General features: G+C 56.6%; 22 protein-coding genes. 14 read left to right on the forward strand and 8 right to left on the reverse strand.

The window, feature by feature from the left end; all coding sequences use genetic code 11:
• The first annotated feature begins 7 nt into the window (after positions 1–7).
• On the forward strand, positions 8–2,743 hold the full coding sequence (locus ACL02P_RS20105; protein WP_009223905.1) for an alpha-mannosidase: 2,736 nt from the start codon (positions 8–10) through the stop codon (positions 2,741–2,743).
• 601 nt (positions 2,744–3,344) lie between these two features.
• Here the strand turns inward: ACL02P_RS20105 and ACL02P_RS20110 are convergent.
• The 3 genes from ACL02P_RS20110 to ACL02P_RS20120 form a co-directional block, all read right to left on the reverse strand.
• Positions 3,345–4,202 (reverse strand): sugar phosphate isomerase/epimerase family protein, encoded by an 858-nt coding sequence (locus tag ACL02P_RS20110; RefSeq protein ID WP_009223906.1) that lies wholly within the window; start codon positions 4,200–4,202, stop codon positions 3,345–3,347.
• A 262-nt stretch (positions 4,203–4,464) separates the two neighbouring features.
• Complete coding sequence (locus ACL02P_RS20115) at positions 4,465–5,343, reverse strand: sugar phosphate isomerase/epimerase family protein (RefSeq protein ID WP_412837963.1); 879 nt, start codon at positions 5,341–5,343, stop codon at positions 4,465–4,467.
• Positions 5,344–5,373: 30 nt separating this feature from the next.
• Complete coding sequence (locus ACL02P_RS20120) at positions 5,374–6,432, reverse strand: Gfo/Idh/MocA family protein (RefSeq protein ID WP_412837964.1); 1,059 nt, start codon at positions 6,430–6,432, stop codon at positions 5,374–5,376.
• A gap of 142 nt (positions 6,433–6,574) precedes the next feature.
• On the opposite strand from ACL02P_RS20120, the gene ACL02P_RS20125 reads away from it, so the two are divergent.
• Positions 6,575–7,435 carry a helix-turn-helix domain-containing protein gene (locus ACL02P_RS20125; RefSeq protein WP_009223909.1) on the forward strand — a complete coding sequence of 287 codons (861 nt, stop codon included), beginning with the start codon at positions 6,575–6,577 and terminating at the stop codon, positions 7,433–7,435.
• A 153-nt stretch (positions 7,436–7,588) separates the two neighbouring features.
• Positions 7,589–9,406 (forward strand): beta-N-acetylhexosaminidase, encoded by a 1,818-nt coding sequence (locus tag ACL02P_RS20130; RefSeq protein WP_412838270.1) that lies wholly within the window; start codon positions 7,589–7,591, stop codon positions 9,404–9,406.
• A gap of 53 nt (positions 9,407–9,459) precedes the next feature.
• On the opposite strand, the gene ACL02P_RS20135 is transcribed toward ACL02P_RS20130, so the two are convergent.
• Positions 9,460–9,807, reverse strand: coding sequence for a winged helix-turn-helix transcriptional regulator (locus tag ACL02P_RS20135; protein WP_311202264.1), 348 nt, complete (start codon positions 9,805–9,807; stop codon positions 9,460–9,462).
• A 160-nt stretch (positions 9,808–9,967) separates the two neighbouring features.
• On the opposite strand from ACL02P_RS20135, the gene nfsA reads away from it, so the two are divergent.
• Complete coding sequence (gene nfsA, locus ACL02P_RS20140; RefSeq protein WP_036644403.1) at positions 9,968–10,708, forward strand: oxygen-insensitive NADPH nitroreductase; 741 nt, start codon at positions 9,968–9,970, stop codon at positions 10,706–10,708.
• Here the strand turns inward: nfsA and ACL02P_RS20145 are convergent.
• Positions 10,675–11,526, reverse strand: a complete 852-nt coding sequence (locus ACL02P_RS20145) for a helix-turn-helix transcriptional regulator (protein ID WP_412837965.1) — start codon at positions 11,524–11,526, stop codon at positions 10,675–10,677. The genes nfsA and ACL02P_RS20145 overlap by 34 nt on opposite strands.
• Before the next feature lie 186 nt (positions 11,527–11,712).
• Here ACL02P_RS20145 and ACL02P_RS20150 point away from each other — a divergent pair, with 186 nt between their 5' ends.
• The 3 genes from ACL02P_RS20150 to ACL02P_RS20160 all read left to right on the forward strand — a co-directional run bounded on the left by ACL02P_RS20150 (position 11,713) and on the right by ACL02P_RS20160 (position 14,192).
• Entirely contained in the window at positions 11,713–12,051 is a 339-nt protein-coding gene (locus ACL02P_RS20150) for a thioredoxin family protein (protein ID WP_311202263.1), read from the forward strand.
• Between the two features lie 77 nt (positions 12,052–12,128).
• Positions 12,129–13,106, forward strand: a complete 978-nt coding sequence (locus ACL02P_RS20155; RefSeq protein ID WP_323078800.1) for an AAA family ATPase — start codon at positions 12,129–12,131, stop codon at positions 13,104–13,106.
• Positions 13,107–13,109: 3 nt separating this feature from the next.
• The gene (locus tag ACL02P_RS20160; protein ID WP_412837966.1) at positions 13,110–14,192 is read left to right on the forward strand and encodes a DUF58 domain-containing protein; all 1,083 of its coding nucleotides are present in this window, start codon (positions 13,110–13,112) and stop codon (positions 14,190–14,192) included.
• A gap of 31 nt (positions 14,193–14,223) precedes the next feature.
• Here ACL02P_RS20160 and ACL02P_RS20165 read toward each other — a convergent pair whose 3' ends face one another.
• Both ACL02P_RS20165 and ACL02P_RS20170 read right to left on the reverse strand, forming a co-directional pair.
• Complete coding sequence (locus ACL02P_RS20165; RefSeq protein ID WP_009223917.1) at positions 14,224–14,901, reverse strand: sortase; 678 nt, start codon at positions 14,899–14,901, stop codon at positions 14,224–14,226.
• A gap of 3 nt (positions 14,902–14,904) precedes the next feature.
• Complete coding sequence (locus ACL02P_RS20170; RefSeq protein ID WP_412837967.1) at positions 14,905–15,786, reverse strand: hypothetical protein; 882 nt, start codon at positions 15,784–15,786, stop codon at positions 14,905–14,907.
• A gap of 245 nt (positions 15,787–16,031) precedes the next feature.
• Between ACL02P_RS20170 and ACL02P_RS20175 the strand changes: the two genes are divergently transcribed.
• Positions 16,032–17,360 carry an IS1380 family transposase gene (locus tag ACL02P_RS20175; RefSeq protein WP_009227150.1) on the forward strand — a complete coding sequence of 443 codons (1,329 nt, stop codon included), beginning with the start codon at positions 16,032–16,034 and terminating at the stop codon, positions 17,358–17,360.
• 230 nt (positions 17,361–17,590) lie between these two features.
• Here ACL02P_RS20175 and ACL02P_RS20180 read toward each other — a convergent pair whose 3' ends face one another.
• The gene (locus ACL02P_RS20180; RefSeq protein ID WP_260070524.1) at positions 17,591–18,517 is read right to left on the reverse strand and encodes a GNAT family N-acetyltransferase; all 927 of its coding nucleotides are present in this window, start codon (positions 18,515–18,517) and stop codon (positions 17,591–17,593) included.
• A 170-nt stretch (positions 18,518–18,687) separates the two neighbouring features.
• Here ACL02P_RS20180 and ACL02P_RS20185 point away from each other — a divergent pair, with 170 nt between their 5' ends.
• From ACL02P_RS20185 to ACL02P_RS20210, 6 genes are all read left to right on the forward strand, one after another.
• Entirely contained in the window at positions 18,688–19,962 is a 1,275-nt protein-coding gene (locus ACL02P_RS20185) for a glycosyl hydrolase family 28-related protein (RefSeq protein WP_412837968.1), read from the forward strand.
• A 131-nt stretch (positions 19,963–20,093) separates the two neighbouring features.
• Entirely contained in the window at positions 20,094–21,155 is a 1,062-nt protein-coding gene (locus tag ACL02P_RS20190; protein ID WP_412837969.1) for a polysaccharide deacetylase, read from the forward strand.
• Positions 21,156–21,166: 11 nt separating this feature from the next.
• On the forward strand, positions 21,167–21,859 hold the full coding sequence (locus tag ACL02P_RS20195; protein WP_323078812.1) for a YveK family protein: 693 nt from the start codon (positions 21,167–21,169) through the stop codon (positions 21,857–21,859).
• Positions 21,856–22,449, forward strand: coding sequence for a Gfo/Idh/MocA family protein (locus tag ACL02P_RS20200; protein ID WP_412837970.1), 594 nt, complete (start codon positions 21,856–21,858; stop codon positions 22,447–22,449). Before ACL02P_RS20195 ends, ACL02P_RS20200 begins: the two co-directional genes overlap by 4 nt.
• 38 nt (positions 22,450–22,487) lie before the next feature.
• Positions 22,488–22,745, forward strand: coding sequence for a hypothetical protein (locus ACL02P_RS20205; protein ID WP_412837971.1), 258 nt, complete (start codon positions 22,488–22,490; stop codon positions 22,743–22,745).
• Between the two features lie 127 nt (positions 22,746–22,872).
• Positions 22,873–24,270 (forward strand): DUF4129 domain-containing protein, encoded by a 1,398-nt coding sequence (locus tag ACL02P_RS20210; protein ID WP_009223921.1) that lies wholly within the window; start codon positions 22,873–22,875, stop codon positions 24,268–24,270.
• Positions 24,271–24,356: the final 86 nt, after the last annotated feature.

A 24,356-nucleotide genomic window follows, 5' to 3' on the forward strand; every position in this document is an offset into this window, starting at 1 on the left:
TAGAGAAATGAGCAAGCAAAGAACGGCCCATATCATCTCCCATACGCACTGGGACCGGGAATGGTATTTGCCGTACGAGAAGCATCACGTTCGTCTGGTTGAGCTGGTGGATGCGCTGCTCGATAAGCTGGACGGCGATTCGGCGTTCCGCAGCTTTTATCTCGACGGTCAAACGATCATCATCGAAGATTACTTGCAAGTACGACCGGAGAACAAGGAGCGTCTGGAAAAATACATCCGCGAAGGCCGCATCCTCATCGGACCTTGGTACATTTTGCAGGATGCGTTCCTAACGAGCGGAGAAGCGAATATCCGCAACATGCAAATCGGCCATCAGGACGCGTTAAAATACGGTGCGCCCGCGAAGATCGGCTATTTCCCCGACACCTTCGGCCTCGTCGGGCAAATCCCGCAATTGATGTTGCAATCCGGGATTCGTAACGCCTTTTTTGGCCGCGGCGTGAAGCCGACCGGCTTCAACAATACCGTATCCGACGGCGGGTATGAGTCCTCCTTCTCAGAGCTGATCTGGGAAGGACCGGACGGCTCCAAGGTGCTGGGGATCCTGTTCGCCAACTGGTATTCCAACGGCAATGAGGTGCCGGTGGACGAAGCGGAAGCGAAGGCGTTCTGGGATCGCAAGCTGGCGGATGCGGAGAAATACGCAGCCACCGGCGAGCTGCTCTTCATGAACGGCTGCGACCATCAGCCGCTGCAACTGGACCTGCCGGAAGCGATTCGTACGGCGGAGAAGCTGTACCCGGACACGAAGTTCATCCATTCGAACTTCCCGGATTATTTGCGCGAGCTGGAAGCGGCGCTGGAAGGCCGCGAGCTGTCCACCGTCAAGGGCGAGCTGCGCAGCCAGCGCACCGACGGTTGGGGGACGCTGGTGAACACCGCCTCCTCGCGCGTGTATCTGAAGCAGATGAACCAGGTCGGCCAGGCCTTGCTGGAAAAAGTCGCTGAGCCGCTCGCCTCGATCGCGAATCTGCTCGGGAAGGATTACCCGCATCACCTGTTTACGTATGCGTGGAAAACCTTGATGCAAAACCATCCGCACGACAGCATTTGCGGATGCAGCGTAGACGAGGTTCACCGCGAGATGGTCACCCGCTTCGCGAAGAGCCGCCACGTTGCTGAGGCGCTCATCGACGACAGCAAGCGGGTGATCGCGGATGCGGTGAACACCTCCGTCTTCGCCCAGTATGGCGAAGACCCGCTGCCGCTGGTCGTGTTTAACACGACCGGCTGGAGCCGCACGGGCACAGTGTCCATCGAGCTGGACGCTGCCCGCCTGTATTTGCGCGACGGCCTCGGCCTCGAGGAGACCGGCCGCCGCATGAAGGCGGTCGACCTGTCAGGCCGCGAGCTGGTCGACGAGCAGGGGAACACGGTGCCTTGCACGGTGGAGGATCTCGGGCTGCTGTTCGGCTATGATTTGCCGGACGACAAGTTCCGTCAGCCGTACATGTGCCGCCGCGTCAAGCTGACGTTCCAGGCTTCCGATGTGGCTGCGCTGGGTCTGCGCACCTATGCGTGGGTGCGTCGGAAATCGGCGGCAGCTGCCACCAAGCCGACCTCGTTGTTCACGGGCAACCGGGTCATGGAGAACGAGAACCTGAAGGTGGAAATTGCCGAAGACGGATCGTTTACATTGACCGATAAAGCGACGGGCCAAGTGTACCGTGATCTCGGCGTCTATGAGGACACCGGCGATATCGGCAACGAGTACATGTACAAACAGCCGGAAGGCGAAAAGCCGCTGACCACGAAAGGACTGGCTGCGCAAATCCGCATCGTAGAGGACGAACCGTACCGCGCTTCCGTGGAAATTTGCCATGACTGGGAGATCCCGGCGTCCGCTGATGAGAAGCTGGACGAAGAAATGCGCGAGCTGGTTTACTATCCGCACCGCAAAGCGCAGCGCAGCAGCAAGCTGACGACGCTGAAGCTGCGTACGGTCATTTCGCTGGAGGCGGCCGGCAAAGGCGTTCACATCGAGACGACAATCGATAACACGGCGAAGGATCATCGCATCCGTGCCTTGTTCCCAACTGACCTGAAAGCATCGGTCCATCAAGTGGATTCGATGTTTGAAATCGCCGAACGGAGCATTGAACCGGCACCGGAGTGGGAAAACCCAAGCAACACCCAACATCAGCAAGCGTTCGTGGACGTGAGCGGTGAAGGGGCCGGTCTGACCGTAGCCAACCTTGGCTTAAACGAATATGAAGTGCTGCGCGACGGCCGGAACACGATCGCCGTGACGTTGCTCCGCTCTGTGGGCGAGCTCGGCGACTGGGGCTTGTTCCCGACGCCGGAAGCACAGTGCCTGGGCGTGCACACCGCCCGGATGGAACTGATTCCGCATAACGGCGACGGCATTGCGTCCGGCGCGTTTACGGAAGCTTACCAGTTCCAGATTCCGTGGACGCTCAGCCAAACGGAAATGCACGAGGGAACCTTGTCCCCGTCGTATACACCGTTCCAATGGGAAGGCCAAGAGATGGCATTCTCCTCGCTCAAAATGAACGAGACGACCGGCGACCTGCTGCTGCGTTGGTTCAACATGAGCAAGCAAGCATCAGAGCTGACGCTCGGCCTGAATATCCCACATGAGCATTTCTATAAAACAACGATTCTCGAAGAAGAAGCGGCACCGCTGGCCAAGAACGCAGCAGGCAGCTTGTCCCTGCTAGCCGGCCCATGCGAGATCGTAACCATCGGAGTTCGCCGGTAATAATCAGGGGAACGCTTGAACCTGAACCGGGAAGTTAAGGATTAAAGGTTATCCTGCCATAACTTGTTATGTTATGGCGGGGTAACCTTTTTGTTTTGTCTTTGGGGCTTTTTTACGCGATTATCCCTTTTGTTCAGAGAGGTGATAGAGAAAGAGCAAGGAGGAAGGAGGATGAGGACGGCGAGTGAAGGGTGAAGGGTGAGTGGAAGGCACGAAGGAGTAGTGGAAGGCAAACGAAGGGGGAGTGAAGAAAATGGGGGACCGATGATTAGGGTAGGGTCAAAGGAAGAGTATGGTTAGGGATGAGATTAGGGATGAAGTAATGGATGAGGTAAGGGATCAGGGAAAAGGCGAGAGTGTGGGCGATGGGGATGGGGATGGTGGTGGCAAGAGAAGGTGAGCTAGAAGTGGCCATGGTTGATCTCTAGGTGGTCACCTGATTCAATGGGATAATCATGCAAAAGCTCCCGAACAGCAAGGGGCTACACCCTCCAGCATAAACAAACTAATAAAAAATGAGGCATACCAAAGTATACCTCACCTTACTGACACAACACTGTATACGAAATCGAGCGATGTGTCCGGGGAGTTCGAGTTGAGCCTATACCTCGTCCCAGATGCGCCGGACGTTGTCGAAGGCGATGCGGGTGCCTTGGCGGCAGTCCTCCATGCCTTCGTATTCAATGGAGAGGTAGCCGTCGTAGCCGGAAGCCTTCACGATGCGCAGGATCTCCCACAGGTCGAGATCGCCCTGGCCGGCGATGGCGCCGCGCAGGTACTGGCCGCCCGAGCTGCGGAACCAGCCGGCGCCGGGGTCGCGGTTTTCGGGCCGGATGTAGAAGTCCTTGACGTGGACCATTGAGGCGTAGCCGATGTTCTTTTTCACGGCGACGACGGGGTTCTCATCAACGCAAACGAAGTTGCCGACGTCAAGCGTCGTCTTGTAGTTTGGCCGGTCGACGGCATGGATCACCGCTTGCACCCGGTCAGTGGCCTGCACGTAGTAGCCATGGTTTTCCAGGCTGGTTGTGATGCCGTACTGCGCGGCGTAATCGGCGATTTCCCGGCAGGCGTTCGCGATCCGCGGCAGGTCCTCCTGGAACCGGATAATCGAGGTGTCCTGCCGGGAGGCGACGTCATGCCGCATCAGCTTGACGCCAAGCGCATGGGCATGGTCGACCTCGCGTTTGACGCGGGCGATCTCTGCCGCATAAGCCTCTTCCGAGTCGACGATGAAGTTGGCGCCGATCGCATAGTTGGACACGACGATGCCGGCCTGTACCGCGCGCTCGCGGATCCGCTCGATGAGACCCGGATCGTCGTTGAAGTTAAACCCCAGCGGCACGATTTCGATATGCTCGCCGCCGATGTCGGCGACCCAATCGATGACCTCCAGCAGCGTCATCGATCCGGCCTGCATCGCTTGATAGAGGCTGTATGAACTGACTCCCAGTTTCATGAAAGGTCCATCTCCTTTAGTGATAGTTCCAAGCTAACGGACTCCAGAAGCGTTATTTGCCCGTTTTGGGGCGATGAATTTATTTAACGGACTGAGGAGACCTTATTTTGGCTAAATCCGATCAAATCGCCTAACGCTGGGCCTAATAAGGTCGCTGGAGTCCGTTACAGCGGGGAATTGCCAGAAAAGTGGCCAATAAGGTCATTAGGGTCCGTTGCGTACAGCGGTGAGACCGGCTGCTCTCTATGTTGCGGCAACCAACTTATCCCCGGAACGACTGAATAAACTTCACCGCCTGACGGATATCCTCCTCCGGGTTGTCGCCGACTTCGCGTTCGATCGTCAGGTAGCCGGTGTAGCCGATTTCTTGCAGGGCGGCGAAATACGCCGGGAAGTCGACGCTGCCCTTGCCCAGCGGCACCTCCTCGAAGCCCGCACCGGAGGCGGCCATATCGGCGATTTTCTCGTGGCTCATCGCATCGTAGCCGAGGAAGCCGTACACGTCGCGCGGATCCACCGTGCGGTGGCGAACGCCGTCCTTGACGTGCGTATGGACGATGTAGTCTTTCAGGATCTTGACGCCTTGAACCGGGTCATCCCCGGTGACCATCACCATGTTGGCCGGGTCGAAGTTGACGGAGACACCGTTGGTGCTGAGGGTGTCCAGGAAGCTTTTTAGATGGGCAGCTGGTTCAGGTCCGGTCTCGATGGCAAAATAAGCGTTCAGGCTCTTCGCATACACGCCCAGCTCCTCACAAGCCTGCTGCATCGCCGCGTAAATTGGGCTGTTGGTGTCCTCCGGCACGATGCCGATATGCGTGGTCACCACGTTGGTGCCCAGCTCAACCGCCAGATCGAGAATTCGCTTGGACTTTTCGATTTTGGCTGGGTTGGCGGCGGCATCCTGAAATCCATGGCCGGCCAGGTCGCCGCATAAGGCGGAGATTTCAAGCCCCAGGCTGTTGATGTAATCGCGCAGTTCTTTGCGCTTTGGCCCAGTTAGAACCTCCGGATCCATCTCGCCGGAAACGGCATAAATCTGTACGCCGTCGGCTCCGGCTTCTTTCGCTTTCTTTAAGCCTTCCTTCACGCCTACGCCAAAGCTGTCAACGATAATGCCAATTTTGTTATTTAGCTTCATCGTGCTCACGCCTCCTTGGGCTTCATAAGATTAAAAATGAATTTCACGGCCTTCGGCGGCCGAATCGTATATCGCGTTCAGGATTTTGATCATCTCCACGCCGTCCTCCACTGGGCTGATCGGCGGGACACCATCTAGGCAGCTGGCTACAAAGTGGTTGATTTCATTCTGGAAGGCTCCGCTAAAGTCAAAGCCTGGCGCAGTGATCTGCGGTTCGATATTCACGATCGTGTTGTGGCGCTCGGTCACCATCGACAACGTCGGTTCAATTTCGGCGCCGCCCTTGTCGCCATAGATGTTGATCAGCGCTGAATTTTGCTTGGCATGCAAGGAGAAGCTGACGTCCACGATGAGCGACGCGCCGTTCTCGAAGCGGATTAACGCATTGGCCATATCCTCAACCGTGTTGAGGGAGGCATCATAGTCCGCGGCTTGGTAAAACGAGTAGTTCTCGATGTTCGAACGATTCCCCAGTTTCGCATAGGTGTTGCCGCTCACCGATTTGACTTTCGGCCGGCCCATCAGGTACCAGCACAGATCGATGGCGTGCACGCCAATGTCGATCAGCGGGCCGCCGCCGGAGCGCGACTTGTCGGCGAACCAGCCGCCGGGATTGCCAAGCCGACGCAAGAGGCTTGCTTTGGCATAATAAATCTCGCCGAGGTCTCCGGCATCGATAAATTTCTTCAGCACCGCGATGTTGGAGGCGTGCCGCCGTACATAACCGACCTGCAGCAGGTTACCGGTCCGCTCGACGGCTTGTTGTACTTGCAGAGCCTCGTCCACCGTGATGCAGAGCGGCTTCTCACAGAGAACCTGCTTGCCGGCTTCCAAAGCGGCGATACTAATCGGGGCGTGGGTGTTGTTCCAGGTGCAGATGCTGACTGCCTGGACTTCCGGATTGGCGAACATCTCGCGGTAATCCGTGTAAAAGTGCGGGATGTCGTATTTGCTTGCCATGCTCCGAGCCCGTTCCTCGTTCACGTCACAGATGGCGAGCAACTTGGCCCGCGGGTTGGCACGGTAGGCTTGCAGATGGGACTCGGAAATGGAACCTGTGCCGACCAGGCCGATGTTCAGTTGGCTCATTTTTCGCAAGTGCACCCTTTCGTTCTCCGCGCGAGTTTGCTACAATGAGAGCATTCATTCGCTAGGATATGTTTTATTTATTCAAATCTATGTTTAGGCACCCCTAATTTAGCACAGCGATTTAAAAGGGAGAATGTTCAGGATGACAAAATATCTGGATTATATGATCAGTCCTGAGCCGATTCGTTTGTTTAATCCCGCGGTGGATGCGAGCCGGCGCAAAATCCAATCGTTATCCGTCGTTAACGCCGGTCATCTGCCCGGGCGCACGATGCAGCGTGCAGACGCAAAGTTTCGGTATTGGGCGTTTGTGGTGATCACGGGCGGGAGCGGGTATTACCAGGCCGGCAACGCGGAAAGGCAGGAGGTTACGGCAGGATCCTGGTTTTGCCTGTATCCGGACGAAACGTTTCAGTATGGTCCACACGCGGAAGGGCATTGGGACGAGTATTATTTCACGGTGGAAGGCTCAAGGGTGGAGGAATGGCTTGGCAGCTGGCTGCAACACCCCGACCAGGTCAAAAAAGCAACGATCGACGACTCCCTCATTAACCGGATGGAGCTCATGTTCATGTTGATCGACAGCGGTGTGCCGAGCAATCTCGACCGAGCTTCTCTAATGCTGGAGTCGTTCCTGTACGAGCTGGTGTCGCAGGCGGATCAGGCGGAAGCCGGAAACCGGGGTCGGTTCGTGATGAAGGTCATCGAGGACATTGCCGCTTCGCTGTATGCCGGTCCAACGCCGGAGGAGCTGGCGGCGCGGCATCATATTTCGATGTCGACGTTGCGGCGGATCGTGCACGAATATTCGGGTTATCCGCTGAATGAATTCATTCACCGACTGAAGGTGGCCGAGGCCAAGAACGTCCTGATGAACACGGAGAAAAGCGTCAAGGAAATCGGCGAATCGCTGGGGTATCAGGATACGTTTTATTTTTCGCGCGTGTTCAAGCGAATTACCGGATGTTCGCCGCGGAGTTATCGTCGCGAAGGCGGACAGTGAGTCTCTGGGCGCAGGGGTTTACACTATATGAGGAGGTTCACGGGATGAAGCTTTTTTTTTCAAGGATGGGACGAGGGATTAGTTCATGGCGTAAAAGAATTGGAGGCCCAGCTCGGATTCCAAATGGACCCTTCGGGATTACCGGTGGAAGTTGTGCGCTTGTCTCCAGATGCAGGACAGTTGCGGGTCTCGCTGAGCGGCGGGAAAGGTCGGATTGAATATGTGGAGAAGATTCATTTTTTCCGCGCGTTGGGGTTGTTTGTGGAGCATGCCAAGACGAAAGAGTCATTTGATCTAACTGAGCGGCCGAGCTTCGATTACAACGGGGCGATGCTGGACGCGTCGCGCAATGCGGTGATGCGGGTGGATGCGATCAAGCAGATGCTGCGCTATATGGCGGTCATGGGACTGAACGGGCTGATGATGTACACCGAGGACACGTACGAAGTGCCGGAACTTCCTTACTTCGGGTATATGCGGGGACGGTACACTGCGGAGGAATTGCGGGAATGCGACGATTACGCGGCGTTGTTTGGCATCGAGATGATCCCGTGCATTCAGACGCTGGGGCATTTATTTCATGCGCTGAAATGGCAGTATGCGGAGCCGCTGCGCGACCATCCGGACATCGTGCTGCCGGGTGCGCCGGCAACGTACGAATTCCTGGAGCAGGCGATTCGGGCGGCATCGGCGCCGTTCCGGTCAAAGCGGATCCATATCGGCATGGATGAAGCGTTTCAGGTGGGACTTGGCCGGTATTTGCGGGACAACGGCTTCCGCGACCGATTCGAGGTCATGAACGAGCATGTCGGGCGGGTGATGGAGATCACCGGGAAGCTGGGGCTGGAGCCGATGATCTGGAGCGACATGTATTTCAACCTGCTGTCGAACGACGTGCAGGGCGGGTTGTATAACATGGAGGCGGATTTTTCTGAGGAAAATATGGCCAAAATCCCGAAAGGCCTCCGGTTCGTTTACTGGAACTACTGGGGGACGGACGAGAACGCGTACAAAGAGGTGTTTGATAAGCACCGGCTGCTTGGGTCGGAGCCGATTTTTGCGGGAGGCATCCATATGTGGAACCTGATGGCCCCGAACCACGGCAAAACGTGGTCGTCCATGCACCCCGCGCTGCGGGCAGCCAAACGGAGCGGCCTGCGCGAGGTGTTTGCGACCGCGTGGGGCGACAACGGGAACGAGGCGAATCATTTCGTAATTTTGCCGGGGCTGCAGCTGTTTGCCGAATACGGGTACCATGACGGCGAGGTGACGGGCGAGCATCTGCAGAAGCGGCTGGCCGCCTGCACGGGGCTTGATTTGTTTGGACCGCTCGAAGCGTTGAAGGGGATGGACGAAGTGCCGGAGGTCTACGAGGGGAACTATTACGGCGCGAATCCGTCGAAATTCCTGCTTTGGCAAGATCCGCTGATCGGCTTGTTCGACAAGCATGTGGAAGGCATGGAAGGGACGCTGCCGGACTATTATGCCGGCCTTGCTGAGAAATGGCGGGGTTACCTTGCAGGAGAGGGAAGCGGATGGACGGAACCGTTTACCGCGATGTTTGCCTTCTATGAAAAGCTTGCCGCCGCGCTGTCCGTAAAATCGACGCTGGGCGTGACGATCAAGCGCCTTTACGACGCCGGGGACCGGGATGGGCTACGGCGGATCGCCGACGAGACGCTGCCGGAGCTGCGCCGCCGGGTTGACGAGTTGCGTGTGGCGCACCGGGAACTGTGGCTTGGAACGTACAAGCCGTTTGGCTGGGAAGTACTCGACATCCGCTATGGGGGAGTGCTCAGCCGCGCTGCGTCGGCGCGTGACCGCCTATTGGACTACGTAAATGGCCGGGTACCGCAGCTGGAGGAGCTGGAGGCGGAGCGGTTGGTGTTCAATCAGAACAACGTGTTTGGCACGCTGGATGTGAACGGATTGTACCATCAGATTGCGACGGCGGGTTCGCTGTCGATGTAAAACACAAAACCCGATCGTAGCTAAGTGATTCTTATCTGTGATCGGGTTTGTTTTTAGCCGCCGTATTCTCTTCCGAAGGCTTCCATCTTCTCGAGGATCGGCAGTAATTTTTTTCCCCTGTCTGTAAGCGAGTACTCTACCCGTGGAGGGACTTCCGGATAAACTTCACGTTGAATGACTCCATCTTGCTCCAACTCTCGAAGCTGCTTGGTGAGAGAGCTTTGCGATAAACCGCCAAGATATTTTTTGATATCCGAATAGCGACGAGGTCCTTCTCTTAGATACCATAAAATAAAGTGTTTCCAACGTCCGGAAAGTATATATTGGGTAAAGGATATCGCGTACATATCCCTGTTTTCATCGATAAACGCTTCATCAAATCCTTCACTGCAGACCCTCATTGTATTCCCCCTAAAGGTACAAAAAGTTGTACTATGTGCATTTTTATTGCCCTCTTTGCGGATGTAGCGAAACATTTTATGATAATGTCAATGTCCTGGGACAGAACAACATTGGCCAATGTTTAGTTTATTGTATCAAATACATGTGGAGAAGGATTACATGAATGAAACCATTTCATTGCTTCAGAATCATGCATCTGTGCGATCTTTTACCAATACACCTATAACCGAAGAACAGCTGGAAGCCATCTTTAAAGCAGCCAGTCAAACTTCATCTTCCAGTCTTCTTCAAACCGTTTCGATTATTCGAATCACCGATCAGGATCTGCGAAAAAAAGTGATGCAACTCAGCATGAATCAACCCTATATTGAAGAAGCCGCAGAGTTTTGGATTTTCTGTGCAGATTTCAACCGGAATCATCAAATTGCCCCAGAGGTGGATATTGAATATATTGATTTTCTGTTGGTCGGTACGTTCGACGCTGGTCTGATGGCACAAAATGCTTTAACCGCAGCCGAATCCATGGGACTTGGCGGTGTATTTATCGGGGGGGTCCGAGCGAATATCGACGAATTATCTGACCAGTTGCAATTACCAAAGTATGTGATCCCTTTGGTGGGGTTATGCTTGGGTACCCCGGCAGGAGAGAAACCTGGGATGAAGCCGCGGCTGCCTCAATCCATGGTCTTGCTAGAAAATGAGTATCAACCACTGGATCGAGAGAAATTAGCCGTCTATGATGAAGCCATGTTGAAGTATTATGAGAACCGTCCGGTTACGCCTCCCTTCACCGAGAAAAAAGTCAAAGGATGGAGTGACCATATCCAAGAACATCTCCAGAGAAGTACACTCCCTCAAATGATGGACTATTTGAACAAGCAAGGATTTGCGAAAAAATAACGGTCGAGGCCGGAGCCGTCCTCACGGACGTGCAGCTTCAGGCGTCGGCGGACGAGCTGGCCTTCGCAGGCCTCGACGCCCAGCGGGGTGAGCTCGACCAGGCAGTCCAGCAGAGCCGGCTTGCGGCCGAGGTGCTCTTCCCAGTTGCCGAGATGGACATCGCGCAGGTCGAGCGGTTCTGGTGCGTCGGGACCCACGGCCGCCTCAGCCGAGGTGATACGGTCGCAGCGGAACAAGCGGAAATCGCGGCGCTCAAAGCAGTAGGCCGGGCAATACCATAAGCCGCCGCTGGCAAAAATGCCGACCGGCTGGATCTGGCGGCAGGTAGAGACGCTGCGGCGCGATTCGTAGTTGATGCGAAGGACTTGCTGCTGTATAGCTCCTTCCAGCAGCAAGCCTAAATACGGAAAAGCCGATTGTCGCGTTGGGGTCACGAAGTCGACCCGGTTTTTCATCTGGTCGATGCGGTCCCGAACGTCGCTGGACATATAGTGATAGAACTTGCCAAGCGCCGAAGAAGCTTCCGTTTCAAACGGAAGAAATTTGTAGTGGCGCAGCGCGTGGCTGGCGAAGAAGATCGACACCGCCTCCTCTTCGGTGAACGCGATCGGCGGCAGGACCCGCTCGTTTAGCACCTGGTACCCGCCATGCGGCCCAACCTCGGAATACAGGGGCACGCCAAGCTCGCTAAGCTCCTGCAGGTCCCGAAGGATCGTGCGGGAGGAGACGCCGAATTCTTGGGCCAGTTCCTTGACGGTGAACCTACGTTTACGGTTTACAGTCATCATCAGCTCCATGAGCCGTTTCGATTTGGACATGAGGTTGATGCTCCATTCTTGTTTTTTAATTACGACAATAGTTGTCACTATTATGAGCTACACGGAGTACAAAGTCCAGTGAACGGACTTCACCCTGCACCAATGTGTGCGTTTTCCTATGCTATGATAAGAGGTAAGAGTTGCGTTAAAGGGATACAGAGACAAAGAGACAGGAGATGGGGACCCGTGAGCTTACGCGAAATCACTGAGCAGGAATGGCTGATGCAAGCGGAGAAGAGAAGGGAGACAGCGCAGAAGGGGAAGGAAGCCGGCAGGGAGGCTTTATTTTTCGTTACGGCTCTTTGCGGGACCTGCCAACTGGCGGAAAAAATGCTGGAGATCGTCCTGGCGTCCGGCCCCTGCATTCCGGTGTCCAAGCTGAACATCAACTATACCCCGATCCTGCGGGAACTGTGGCGGATCGCCAGCGTCCCTTGTCTGATCGTGCTCGAAGACGGTGTGCCGGTCCGGCAGGAATACGCCATGCGTTCGGTGGTGGATTTAAGCGAGTGGCTGCGGGTATAAGGGCTTTGCTTTGGGTTATAGCATTTGGAAAGCGGTAACAACGCACGACTAATTTTGCGATGAAGGTGGTTTTTCCTATGGAACTGCGGGAAGCGGTAGAGATTATCGGGCGGATTCGCCGCAATATCGGCGAGGTGGTGGTTGGGAAGGAGAACGTGGTGGATTTGTTGCTCGCCGCGTTGCTCGGGAACGGGCATGTGCTGCTGGAGGATGTGCCGGGGACCGGAAAAACGCTGCTGGCTAAAGCGCTGGCGAAATCGCTTGGCGGCGAGTTTAAGCGCATCCAATTTACACCGGACCTGCTGCCATCCGATTTGAGCGGCATAAATTTCTATAATCAGAAGACCGGCGATTTCGAGTTCCGTTCCGGGCCGGTGTTCACTCATGTGCTGCTGGCGGACGAAATTAACCGGGCGACGCCGCGGACGCAGTCCAGCTTGCTGGAGTGCATGGAGGAACGGCAGGTGACGATCGACGGAGTGACGCATGAGCTGGCGGCGCCGTTTTTCGTCATGGCTACGCAGAACCCGGTCGATCAGCAGGGAACGTTCCCGCTGCCGGAAGCCCAATTGGACCGCTTCCTGATGCGGATTGCCATGGGATATCCGACATCCGACGAGGGCGTGTCCATCCTTCGGCGCTTCAAGGAGCACCAGCCGCTGGCGGAGCTCCTTCCGGCCGCCTCGGCTGCGGAAGTGGCGGAAGCGCAGCGGTTCGCGCAGTCCGTCCGCGCGGCGGAGGACCTGCTCGCTTATATCGTGGCGATCACCGAGGCAACCCGCAAGCATCCGGAGGTCAAGCTGGGCGCGAGCCCGCGGGCGAGCATGAGCCTGCTGCGCGCCTCGCAAGGCTTTGCATTGGTTCGAGGCCGAGATTACGTGACGCCGGACGACATCAAGGCGGTGGCCGTGCCGGTGCTGGCGCATCGACTGATCCTGCGCCACAGCTTGCGCGGTGCGGACAATCCCGGTGCCGAGGTGGTGCGTCAGGCGCTGGAGCAGGTGGAGGTCCCGGCTGAAACGGTGCTGGCGGCACAGGGCAAGCAGGGGGACTGACCGATGCTGCTGCCATGGCTCCTTATCAGCGCCGTAGGAATCATCGTGTCGTTGGCGCTTGTTTATCGCTGGCGAGCGTTGAAGGGGATCCGTTATCGGCGTTATTTTACGGAACGGGCGGTGTTTGAAGGGGATACCGTCGAAATGGTCGAGGTGATCGCGAACGCCAAGCTGCTGCCGTTGCCGTGGCTTCGGCTCGAATCCAGCATCGCTGCCGGCCTGACGTTTGGGCGGCAGAGCAACTTGAATATCCATGCCGGCGAGATCTATCAGAACCACAGCAGCTTATTCCACCTGCGGCCGTACCGGCAAATCACCCGGAGCCACCAAGTAATCTGCTCGCGCCGGGGATGGTATCGGCTGGAATCGGCCACGATGACGACGGGCGATCCGTTTGGGATGAACGCCGAGGTCAAGCGGTTCCCGCTGGACCTCGAACTGCTGGTGTACCCGCGAATTCTGGAGCTGCAGGAGCTGCCGTTGCCTAATCACAGCTGGCTGGGGGAGCTGCCCGTCCGGCGTTGGATCGTGGAGGATCCGTTCCTGACAGCGGGCACCCGCGAGTACCGGGCCGGCGACCCGCTTAGCAGCATCAACTGGAAGGCGACGGCCCGCACCGGCGAGCTGCAGGTGCATCAACGCGATTACACGGCCGACCATCGGATGATGATTTGCCTGAACCTGGAGACCAGCGATTCGATGTGGAAGACGGTCATCGAACCGGAGCGCATCGAGCTGGGGATCCGTTACGCAGCGACCGTGGCCGAGCATGCGCTCCGCAGCGGCCTGGCGGCGGGCTTCGCCTGCAATGCGTGCCTGGCGGACGGGCCAAGGGAGACGATCCGGATCACACCGTATGCCTCCGCCGACCAGTTCACCTTGCTGCTTGAGACGCTGGCCCGGATGGTGCTGGACAAAACCGTCTCGATGATCCGACTGCTGGAAATCGAGCTGGAGGCGGGGACGACCGATACCGACTATCTGATCATCTCCTGCCACCGGGGCGAGAAGCTGGTGGAAACCGCCGAACTGCTGCGGCAAAACGGCAACGGCGTGGAGTGGATGGACATCCCAGCGGTGGTGTAAGAGCCGCCAGACCTAATAGAAGAAGCGCCGGTCAGGAATCCGGCGCTTCTTCTATTAATTTTGCCGTCAGCAGCAATCGTTCCGGGGCTGGCCCGACGTAGGTAAACGGGTAGCAGGTAATCAACGTCAGCAGCGGTTCGGTGGAGGCTTGCACCGCATTGGCATCGTCCTCATCGACGATTCTCCGGCCCGTCACTTCATAGATAAAGTTACCGGCGGCGGTCTCTACCTCGATCCGATCCCCTGCCTTCAGCTTGCCGATGTTGCGGAAGACGGTATCCCGATGGCCGGCGAGGACGCTGTTGCCGTCTTCTCCTGGGAGCGGGGTGCCAGTTACATGCCCGACCCCCAGTTTGAGGGGGCCGTTCCCCGTTCCCTCCAGGATCGCATAGCGCTGATCGAGAGAAGGAAAGGCGATCTTGCCGAGAAGCTCGCCATCCTCGGCGATCCGCGCAGGCGCGGCGGCCTTTCCGTCGCCGCCGGTCTGCTGGAGCTTGCTGGCCAAGGCCGGGGACAGCGGGTTTTCGTCCGCTGACCGCACCGCGCGTTCGCTGTCCGTTTCCCGCTGCAGTTCATCCCATTGCCGCAAGGCTTGCTGCGCTTCCAGCGGGGCCTGGATCACCTGATAGATGGAGTACGCCAATACAACCAAGGAGCAGGAAAATACCAGCCATGCGGACATTCGTAATAATGAACGTTTGCGTCGCATCGGTTACTCCCGTCTTGACTTGCGGAGGAACATGCCGGTGCCGACCGTAGCAAACAAGCTGATCAGAATCAGGTTATACCACGGATTCGCCGTTTGCGGCAGCTCCTCGATCATGCCTGACCCGCCATCGCCTGGTCCTGGCCCTGGATCGGCCGGCGGCTGCGGTTGAGGTGACTCCTCCGGCTGTGGCTGAGGCTGCGGCAGAGCGGGATTTTCCGGTTGCTCCGGCGTGGAAGGATCAGGCTCCTCCCCTGAAGGGGTGCCCGAAGGCTCCTCGGTGGGTTGGCCCGGATTCGTTCCAGGGTTGTTTGGAGGATTACCGTTATTCCCCGGCGTTGGATCATTGGGCTGATTCGGCCCCTCGCCCGGCGGATTGGAACCGCCGCCCCCGCCGTTGGAAGGCTCCTCGGCATAGGCGGAGAAGGCGAACGCGATCGTTGCTGCTTTGCCTTGATATTCGTTGCCGGCCTCTTCCGGGAATTTCACGCTTAAATCCAGCTCGTTCTCTCCACCGGCTGCAAGCCGTCCTAACGCGATTTCTTGTTGCTGCAGATGCAGCGCGCCGTCATAAATCACGGTGTCCCCGTCCTTTACCGTCAGCTGAAGGACATCGAAGAACTCGGTGTCCCCCGAGACAAAACGCGTCCGCACCTTGTAATCAAAAGCGATGCTGCCGTCATTCGCGACCGTAAACGTCCGTTCAACCCGGTCTCCGGGCTTTAAATTGGTCATCGGCAGCTCGCTGCTGAGCTCCGTTCCGATCCGCAGCTTCAAGGTATCTGCGGCGCTGGCCTGTCCTGCATGCCATACCACCCCGACGAGGATGGACGCAGCGTAAATGGCCGCGGCGTATTTGCGGAAGCTCCGATACCTCACCCTTTTCAATCGTCCCCATCCTTTCCCTTCCTTGCGATGTAGCCCTCTCAGACTGAGGGAGGCGTTCAATTCGTGCCGAAAGCTATCGCTATTCGTTGAAATGTTCGTTATAACGAACTAATACTTATGCTTATTATACCTGAATCCGTGATAAAGGTTCTTTGAAAATTAAAGATAATTGAAGGAAAAAGCACCTCCGGTAAAGAAATTAAAAGAAAATCATAACTTTTCCAATTTCACCTGAGAGGTGCTCTATGAAGATCCAATTTGTCCGCTCGAAAGAGTTAATTCTCTCTACTCACGCCGGTCTTGCAACCGTTGGCGCTTTGCTTGCGCATACTGGACTTAGAAAGCGCCTGAATCATACAAAGATCAAAAGTATGAAAACACCGATTCATTCCCACGCCGATGTCATGAAGAGCTATCTGGGCCTGCTCTGCCAAGGCAAGAGCGACTTTGACCATATTGAGCCGTTTCGAAAAGACGATGTATTCACAATCTGCCTTCAGCTCCAAAAAGTCCCCTCCAGCCCGACTCTTCGCCAGCGTCTTGACGCCGCAGCACAGACGCCGGAATGGAACCGGATTTTACTTGAGGAATCCGCTGATCTCATTCGCAAGGTAAAGGCTCCATTAACAGGGCTGACAGCAGGTGAAAAGGCTTATGCGCCGCTGGATATCGACGTATCTCCTTTCGACAATTCCGGCACAAAGAAAGAAGGCGTATCTCGTACTTACAAAGGGACTGACGGCTATGCTCCCATCTTTGCCTACCTGGGCCAAGAAGGCTATGGCGTTAATGTGGAACTGCGTGAGGGCAGTGTGCATTGCCAGAAGGGAACAGCCGCATTTTTAGAACAGAGCATCGCATACGCCAAACGTGCAACGGACCTGCCGCTGCTCATTCGCATGGACGCTGGAAACGACAGCGCCGAAAATTTGCATGTTTGTCATCGCGAGAAAGCCGACTATATCATCAAGGCCAATCTCCGCAGAGAACCGAAGGAAATGTGGCTGCGCATTGCGGAAACGACGGGAATCGCCTGCCAGCAGCGCGAAGGAAAAGTCGAATATATCGGCGCGATAGAATTTCGCGAAAAGGGATTCGACCGCCCCCTTCGCCAAGTGTTCCACGTCATTCATCGAACGATTGATCGGGATGGACAAGTGTTGCTGTTCCCGGAAATTGAAGTGAGCGTCTATTGGACGTCGCTTCGCTGTGCCCCGTCACGAGTGATTGAGCTTTACCGCGATCATGGGACAAGTGAGCAATTCCACAGCGAAATCAAAACCGATTTGGATTTGGAGCGTCTGCCTGCAGGAAAATTCGCAACGAATGATCTCGTACTGCATGCCGGCTTGTTTGCCTATAACCTTCTTCGAATCATCGGCCAGGAGAGTCTGCGTGAGCATGACTCGCCGATTCGAAACAACGTGCAGCGTCGCCGTATTCGTACGGTTATCCAGAATATTATTTACATGGCGGCAAGATTGGTTCGACATGCGCGAGGTATTCGATTCAATTTCGGCTGCAACAGTCCGTGGTTTCCCGTTATCCGTCGTATTTACTGTGCCTTTACCTGACAGGATGGAATGTTATAGGGGTCAATAAGGCCTTGTCAGCCAAGGTCTGTTTGATCATGCGCTCCATCAGAGTGCGATCTCATTAAACAGTTTGTCAGCGTCAAAAATCGCACATTTTACAATAACAACCAGATTTTCAATCGAGCAATACAAAGCGTCACGGATTCAGGTATTATATCTCATTTTCCATAAATGGGAAGGGGGAAATCAGGCTGCTCGATTCATCTCACCTACAGGGGCTGTCGGGATCTGCGTACAAACCGCATCCAGTCGCGTCCCGCCCGGAAAATCTCCTTTAATCCCGGCGACCGTATAAGGTAGTACGGGGTGACCCGGCCTCCCCAATTGGTTTTGGAATAGGCGACCGTCGGGAGATTGGCCCCAGCGAAATCAAATTCGGCGAAGCCCAGGTCAGATAAATCCTGAAGGGCGAAGCTTTGCGACTGCTGAACCACGCCGAGGTTCAGATGTTCCGTTTTGCTGGCTGCGATCCAGCCGAAGGCACGGCGGCCATCCAACGATACAACTACACTGGTGCTGACCGGCTCTCCATTCGGCGCATAACAGACATAGGCGCGGAAGGCTTGATCCCCGAGCAGACTTTGGGCCAGCTCAAGATCCTGCTGCGTGAGGTGGTGGCTGAAGCCCTGCCGCGTTTCCGTGCCCTGCAAGCACTGATATACCTCGGCCATGTCCTGCGTCAGCGCCGTCCAGTAGCCGGCGGCGGTCGCTTTTTTGATTTTTGCCCGGATTTCCGTGCTGGCCTGGTCTATCTCGTAGGGGAGCTCCACGATGTATGTATATTTCACCTCGGCGATAAAACCGCTCCATACAAACGGACGAATATCGGCAATACCAGGTGGAAAGACGAAGCTCGCGCTGCGCTGGACCTTCCGCAAATCCGGAATCATCGCTTTGGCCACCTCGTGCCATTGCCGGGTCAGCTTATACGGCTTATCTGTCGGCGTCGGGTGAAAGACGAAGGGGTGGTAAGGATTCAAGGGCGGTAAATACAAGTGGCCTCTCCGGTTGAAAAATAACAATCCCTCCCCCCGCGCTGGCGAATTAGGAGCTTCCCAACGGGCCAGGTGTGCGCGGCAGCCCCATTTTCGCGTGTGAAATTCCGCCCATTTTTCCACTTCATTACGATCATCCATACGATTACCTCTGGTTTCATTATTAAAGGCAGACCATGCCTTACTGCCAACCTATGATCTCGTCCATGAGAATATGTGAAAAAGGCGCGCAGCGCAGATCAAGGCAACTGCCGCTCCCTCCATAAAGACTTGGCATTATATATATCAACCAACTCAAAGGAGGTGAGATCATGATTGTAGTAACGAATTTTGGTGCAAAAGGCAACGGAGTGACGGACGACACCGCGGCGATTCAGAAAGCGTTCAACCAGGCGGCGGCTACCGGGGATACGGTTTATTTTCCCAAGGGGGTTTACCTGGTCAATCCGGCCAAAACGTTAAAAGTTGGCGGGAACACCACCGTGAAGGGCGACGGACATACCTCGATCATCCGTGCAGCGTCCAGCAGCTTTGGTTGGGAACTGATGCGGGTGTCGGGGAGTAACATCCTGTTGACTGGAATTGTCCTGGACGGCAATCGGCGGGTGAACCGGGTGCTTACGATCGCCGGGGGAAGTTCGCGGGTGAACGTCCAAGGGCTGCTCGTCCAAGGGGCGACTCATAGCAGTGACCGGCGCAGCGAGTATAATACGGGCGTTGTGTCAGGCATCGTGGTGTTGGGGAACACTGAATCGATTATGATCCAGGGAACCGAGGTTGCGGACGTTATCGCTCGGAACATGGGCGCAGCCGGTCTTGTCGCTCGGGGGATTTATGTCACCACGACCTGGGGCAGCAAGGAACGGGCCGCTTGGCAAGTCTCGATCACCGGCTGTTATATTCATCAGATTGGGCCAGCGGACGACGGAGACGGGATTTATTATGAGGACCCGGCCATGGAGGAGAACCGCGCCTCGGGGGTTGGCAGCTCGATTGTCGGTAACCGCTTTGATGAATGTGCTAAACGGGCGGTGAAGGTGTTTGCGAAAGGCGTCACGATCCGCGGCAATACGATCAACAACCCGTATCGAAACAACAACTATTATAAGGGGGCGGATCAGGGCCGCTTAGCCCCGGATATGTATTCGGCGATCAGCATCTATGGCGGGGATTGCGTTGTGGAAGGGAACCAAATCGCAGGGGGCGGCAGCTTCTATGCCGCCATCGAGGTTGGGGCCGGACCGGTCGTCGACAACGTGACCATTCAAGGGAATTCCGTCACCATGGGCAGCCAAAGCGAGATCAAAGGCACGACCGCGATCCGGCTTGGAAATATCCGCGATTTCGTCATTCGGGGCAATACGTTAAATCACGGCGAACGCGGGATCTGGACCTGGCAAAATGCGGAGAATGGGCGGATTGAAAGCAACGTCATCCGGATGCTGAAGGGGGGCGGGATTGACCTGACGACGTATCTGCGCGGGTACACGCAAAAGAACATCGTCTGCACGGGGAACCAAATTACGGCGTCCACCTTTAAAGTGAAAACCTCTTCGTCAACCAATTCGAATGTGGTGGCTCGATAGAGGATCCTTCTGCGCGGAGGGATTTTTTAAAAATAAGCTACTAAAACAGCAAAAACCTGAATATAAAACGGTATAGCAATCAACTTGGTAGACGGTAGAAGCCATCGCTTGACCCGAAAGAGGTGAGAACATTGGCGGAGGAAGCGGGCATTTTGGTTGTTTCGCTCGACTTCGAGTTATATTGGGGTGTTCGCGACCTTTATACCAAAGCGGAGTATGGAGCGAAATGGTTGCGAGAGAGGGAATGGATTCCTCGCATGTTAGAGTTGTTCCGGACGTCCGGCGTTCATGCGACGTGGGCCACGGTGGGGCTGTTGTTTTTCGAAAATCGACGTGAACTGTTGGCCGGGCTGCCGAAGCTCAAACCTAGTTATGCCGACAACAGACTGTCCCCTTACGCCGAGATTGAAGCCGGTGCGGTTGGGGACGGGGAAGCCGAGGACCCTTCTTCCTTTGCCGCAACGCTGATCGAGCGAATCCGCCAGACTCCGGGTCAAGCGATTGGCTCCCATACGTTTTCCCATTATTACTGCAGCGAGAAAGGCCAAACCGCAGACGAGTTTTACAGCGACCTGCAGGCAAACGTAGCCATAGCCGAACAAAAGGGGATATCCCTTCAAAGCCTGGTGCTTCCGCGCAACCAGCTGCGCCGCCGGTATCTGCACCGACTGCCGGAGCTCGGGTTCAAGACGTACCGGGGGAATCCCCGACATTCGCTGTACCGCGGCGGCTATTCGACGTCCGATCCCTGGTTCCGCCGGGCGCTGCGGCTGGCAGACAGCTACTTGAACCTGACCGGGCACCACACTTACTCCGTGGACTTGATCTCACCTCGGCTGCCGATCAATCTGCCGGCAAGCTTCTTCTTCCGGACCCCGCCGGGGTTGCTTCGGCGGCTTGATCCGCTTCGATTGAAGCGGATCAAGGACGGAATGACCCAGGCTGCCCGGCAGGGGCAAGTGTATCATCTCTGGCTTCATCCTTACAACGCGGCGGACGAGGAATTATTCCGCTCGCTGGAAGCGGTAATCCGCCATTATCGCCATTTGGCCGAGCAATACGGAATGATCAGCCTGAATATGGAGGAGCTTGGAGAACGAGTGTTAGCGGGAGCGGGGAAACTGGCAGCGGCAATCCCGGAGGAAGCCGCGGGATTTACTGAGAACCGAAGCTTGCAGGCATTAATCGAATGAGGTGAACGACTATGGATATGGTAGATGTGTGGAATGCCGTTCGACGACATCTTCTCGCTTTTTCCCTCGTCATCGCGGCATGCGTCGGACTGGCTGTGCTTCTGAACGAAGTGGTGACTCCCTCCTACCGGGCGAATGTGAGTCTGGTCGCCAATATCGCCTCGAATCCGGAATCGAGTACATACAACGAGTTTCTAGCCAGCCAAATGCTGACCAAAACGTATGAGGATACGATTCAAAGCCGCTATATCGCCTCCGAGGTCAAGAAGCAAGTCTCCACCCCTGACACGGTCATTCAATTGCTGAAAAAGATCAAGGTCCGCACCGATCCGGGGACATTGGTCATCATGCTGTCCTATACGGGAGACGACCCGAAGCAGACTGTCGCGATCGCCAACGCCTTCGCCGAGACGTTTATCGCCAAATCCAAGGAGATTGTGGCCGCAGCTAACGTTTCGATTCTGGATTACGCCAGCCTGGAGGAGACCAAGAAGCCGGTCAGCCCGCGTAAAGCGCTGAACATCGCGCTCGCCGGCTTCGTAGGCTTGTTCGGGGGACTCAGCCTGGCGCTGATCCTGGATGCCTGCCATATCCGCAACAAGAGAAACCGCCAAGCGCGGCGACCCTTGCCGGAGGATTACTCGGAGCTTAGCGACGCCCTGGTTCGGATTGAGAAGAAATATATAGGGAGGGCCGCCAAATGATGAATTTCGCCATCGCGGGCTGCGGACATATTGCTTACAAGCATGTCGGCGCGATTGAAAAAACGGAAGGAGCCCGCCTGGTCGCCATATGCGATCCGAATCCGGACCGGCTCAAGGAACTGCGGGCGGTCACGTCGTCTACGGCCTATCCGGACCTGGGCACGATGCTGGCGAGGCAGCCGGAGATTGACGCGGTTTGCATCTGCACGCCCAGCGGGCTGCACGCGCCGCTGGCGCTTGAGGCGCTCCGGGAGGGCAAGCATCTCGTGCTGGAGAAGCCGGTGACGTTAAGCCTGACGGAGGCGGAGCAGCTGCGGGAAGCTGTTCGCGTGAGCGGCGTCAAGGCGACGGTCGTTCATCCGAACCGCTATCGGCCGGCGATGCAGGCACTCCGGGCGGCGTTGGCGGAGCACCGGTTCGGTAAGCTGAGCCACGTCAACATGACCCTCCGCTGGAACCGGAGCCAAGCCTATTATGATCAAGCGGCTTGGCGCGGCACGAAGGCGATGGACGGCGGGGTGCTGCTCAATCAGGCGATATCGCAGAGGCGAACGTGCAGGCGCTGCGATGCGAAGGCAGTCAGATTATAAATGTCAGCAGCGGGCGCGGTATCTCTATTCTGGAGGCGTTGGGGGTCTTATCGGAGATATCCGGCCGCCATGTGCAGCCGCAATTCCGTCCCGCCCAGCCGGGGGATATTGACCAGAGTGTGCTTGATAACGGCAAAGTTCGGGAGATCCTCTGGTGGGAGCCGCGATATTCGCTATATAATGGATTAGTAGAGATGATGGAATTCGAAATGGAAGCGAGAAAAAATCCACTGCTCATCCAGCGAACCAACTACAGTGAACCATCGGTCTTCTTTTTTGGGGGGAGCCTCGGATAAACGACGCCCGCAGCCCCCTCCTCTGTGATATGATGAATCTAGAAGAAGGAGAGCTTTTCGTTCGGATAGGTGTCGGAATAGGGTCCGGAGCCGGCCATCGGAGGAACATATCGGGAGGGATGACGGGATGAACGACAAGGGCGAATACGCAGACCCGCATCAAAATGAATCCGCTTACCTGGTGCAGGCTCTGCGATTTGGCCTCACCTGCCTGATGGAATACGTGCTGCTGCTGCCGGCATGGATCTTGTTCGCGTCGTTCCTTCGGCCGCCGGAGCTTCCGGTCGCGGGACTTGGCCTGCTGCCGTTGCTCTCGCTGGCCGGCGTCCTGCTTGGCACCCGGCTGCGTAAGCTGTGGCAGCGCGGGGCTGCGGCCCTCGCCTTTGGCGCGGTGTATACCGCGGCCGCCTTCGCTTGGGCGGGGGGCGCGAGCGCGCTTGGCTTCGGTAACGCCGCATCGGCCGGCCAGACGCCCGCGCTAGCCTCCACCGTCGTTGCGCTGTTGCAAACGGTGGCGCTGTTTGCCGCCGGGGTGTTTTGCTCGCTGCAAGGGCTGACGGTTCGGAATCGCCAGCGCCATTTTCGGCTGTACTGGGTTGGGCTTGGCCTCTATTTCTTAGCGGGAATCTTCTTCCCGCGAATCGAAGCGCTTCAAGCGACGGTCCCGCTCATCACCTGGGCCGGCGTAATCAACTTGGCCACGGCTCTGTTCGTGACGAACCATCAGTTTCTGTGCTACAGTTCGCAATCCGGTGACTCGGGAGAGCGGCTGCCTGCTGGTCTCCGCCGCCATAACCGCTTATTTGTCGGCGTGATCGTTGTTGCCGCTTTGTTGTTGGCGGCCGGCGTTGGTCGCTGGATCGGCAGCCTGCTGTGGAGATTGCTTCAAGCGATCGTGCGTTGGTTAACCCGTCCGCAGGAGCCTGTGCTTCCGCCGACGGAAGAGCCGGAAGCGGTAACTCCGCCGCAGGAGCCGATGCTGCCAGCGGAACCCCAGGAACCGGGGTTGCTGTCGGAAATTTTGAACTATGCGTTTTATGTGTTTGGCGGCTTGCTCCTGGCGGCACTGCTGGGCTTCGTCCTGTATTGGCTGTATAAGAACGCCGGGGGTTACTGGCGCAAAGCGATCAGTCGCCTGCTCAACTTGCTGCGCCGGGAAAGCGCCGCGCCGGAGCCAGCTGCTTACCGCGACGAGGAGACGAGTTTATTGACTTGGGAATCGGCACTGCAAGGCTGGCGCAGGATTGGCGCCCGCCTGCTGCGTACCGGGAAGCCAGCCGAACGTTGGGAGGACATGAGGGATAACCGAGAGCGCGTCCGCTTTTTGTACCGACTATTTTTGCGGAAGGAACGTCAGCGGGGGGTCTCGCTCAAGCCCTATTTGACCCCAAAGGAATTGGTGGAAGAGATCAAGCTGGAAGCTGCAGTTGATCCGTTGCTCCAACTGTACTATGAAACGAGGTATGGGGAAGAGCTGCCGGGAGACGAGGAGGTGGCGGAGCTGCGGCGGCGCCTTGCGCGGTAAGGCGAAGCAGGTGTGCTCCGGATCGACCTAGCGGTTAGACGCAAAAAACGCGAGCCTGCAGAGATTTACTCTGCTTGCTCGCGTTC

Origin of the sequence: Paenibacillus sp. MB22_1 (genome assembly GCF_047200555.1) — a bacterium.
Classification (GTDB): Bacteria; Bacillota; Bacilli; order Paenibacillales; family Paenibacillaceae; genus Fontibacillus; species Fontibacillus phoenicis.

What these genes read in the sequence shown, in the direction of transcription:
- ACL02P_RS20105 (WP_009223905.1), top strand. Translation starts at nt 8, where the DNA reads ATGAGCAAGCAAAGAACGGCCCATATCATCTCCCATACGCACTGGGAC.
- ACL02P_RS20110 (WP_009223906.1), bottom strand. Translation starts at nt 4,202, where the DNA reads ATGAAACTGGGAGTCAGTTCATACAGCCTCTATCAAGCGATGCAGGCC.
- ACL02P_RS20115 (WP_412837963.1), bottom strand. Translation starts at nt 5,343, where the DNA reads ATGAAGCTAAATAACAAAATTGGCATTATCGTTGACAGCTTTGGCGTA.
- ACL02P_RS20120 (WP_412837964.1), bottom strand. Translation starts at nt 6,432, where the DNA reads ATGAGCCAACTGAACATCGGCCTGGTCGGCACAGGTTCCATTTCCGAG.
- ACL02P_RS20125 (WP_009223909.1), top strand. Translation starts at nt 6,575, where the DNA reads ATGACAAAATATCTGGATTATATGATCAGTCCTGAGCCGATTCGTTTG.
- ACL02P_RS20135 (WP_311202264.1), bottom strand. Translation starts at nt 9,807, where the DNA reads ATGAGGGTCTGCAGTGAAGGATTTGATGAAGCGTTTATCGATGAAAAC.
- nfsA (WP_036644403.1), top strand. Translation starts at nt 9,968, where the DNA reads ATGAATGAAACCATTTCATTGCTTCAGAATCATGCATCTGTGCGATCT.
- ACL02P_RS20145 (WP_412837965.1), bottom strand. Translation starts at nt 11,526, where the DNA reads ATGTCCAAATCGAAACGGCTCATGGAGCTGATGATGACTGTAAACCGT.
- ACL02P_RS20155 (WP_323078800.1), top strand. Translation starts at nt 12,129, where the DNA reads ATGGAACTGCGGGAAGCGGTAGAGATTATCGGGCGGATTCGCCGCAAT.
- ACL02P_RS20160 (WP_412837966.1), top strand. Translation starts at nt 13,110, where the DNA reads ATGCTGCTGCCATGGCTCCTTATCAGCGCCGTAGGAATCATCGTGTCG.
- ACL02P_RS20165 (WP_009223917.1), bottom strand. Translation starts at nt 14,901, where the DNA reads ATGCGACGCAAACGTTCATTATTACGAATGTCCGCATGGCTGGTATTT.
- ACL02P_RS20175 (WP_009227150.1), top strand. Translation starts at nt 16,032, where the DNA reads ATGAAGATCCAATTTGTCCGCTCGAAAGAGTTAATTCTCTCTACTCAC.
- ACL02P_RS20180 (WP_260070524.1), bottom strand. Translation starts at nt 18,517, where the DNA reads ATGGATGATCGTAATGAAGTGGAAAAATGGGCGGAATTTCACACGCGA.
- ACL02P_RS20185 (WP_412837968.1), top strand. Translation starts at nt 18,688, where the DNA reads ATGATTGTAGTAACGAATTTTGGTGCAAAAGGCAACGGAGTGACGGAC.
- ACL02P_RS20195 (WP_323078812.1), top strand. Translation starts at nt 21,167, where the DNA reads ATGGATATGGTAGATGTGTGGAATGCCGTTCGACGACATCTTCTCGCT.
- ACL02P_RS20200 (WP_412837970.1), top strand. Translation starts at nt 21,856, where the DNA reads ATGATGAATTTCGCCATCGCGGGCTGCGGACATATTGCTTACAAGCAT.
- ACL02P_RS20210 (WP_009223921.1), top strand. Translation starts at nt 22,873, where the DNA reads ATGAACGACAAGGGCGAATACGCAGACCCGCATCAAAATGAATCCGCT.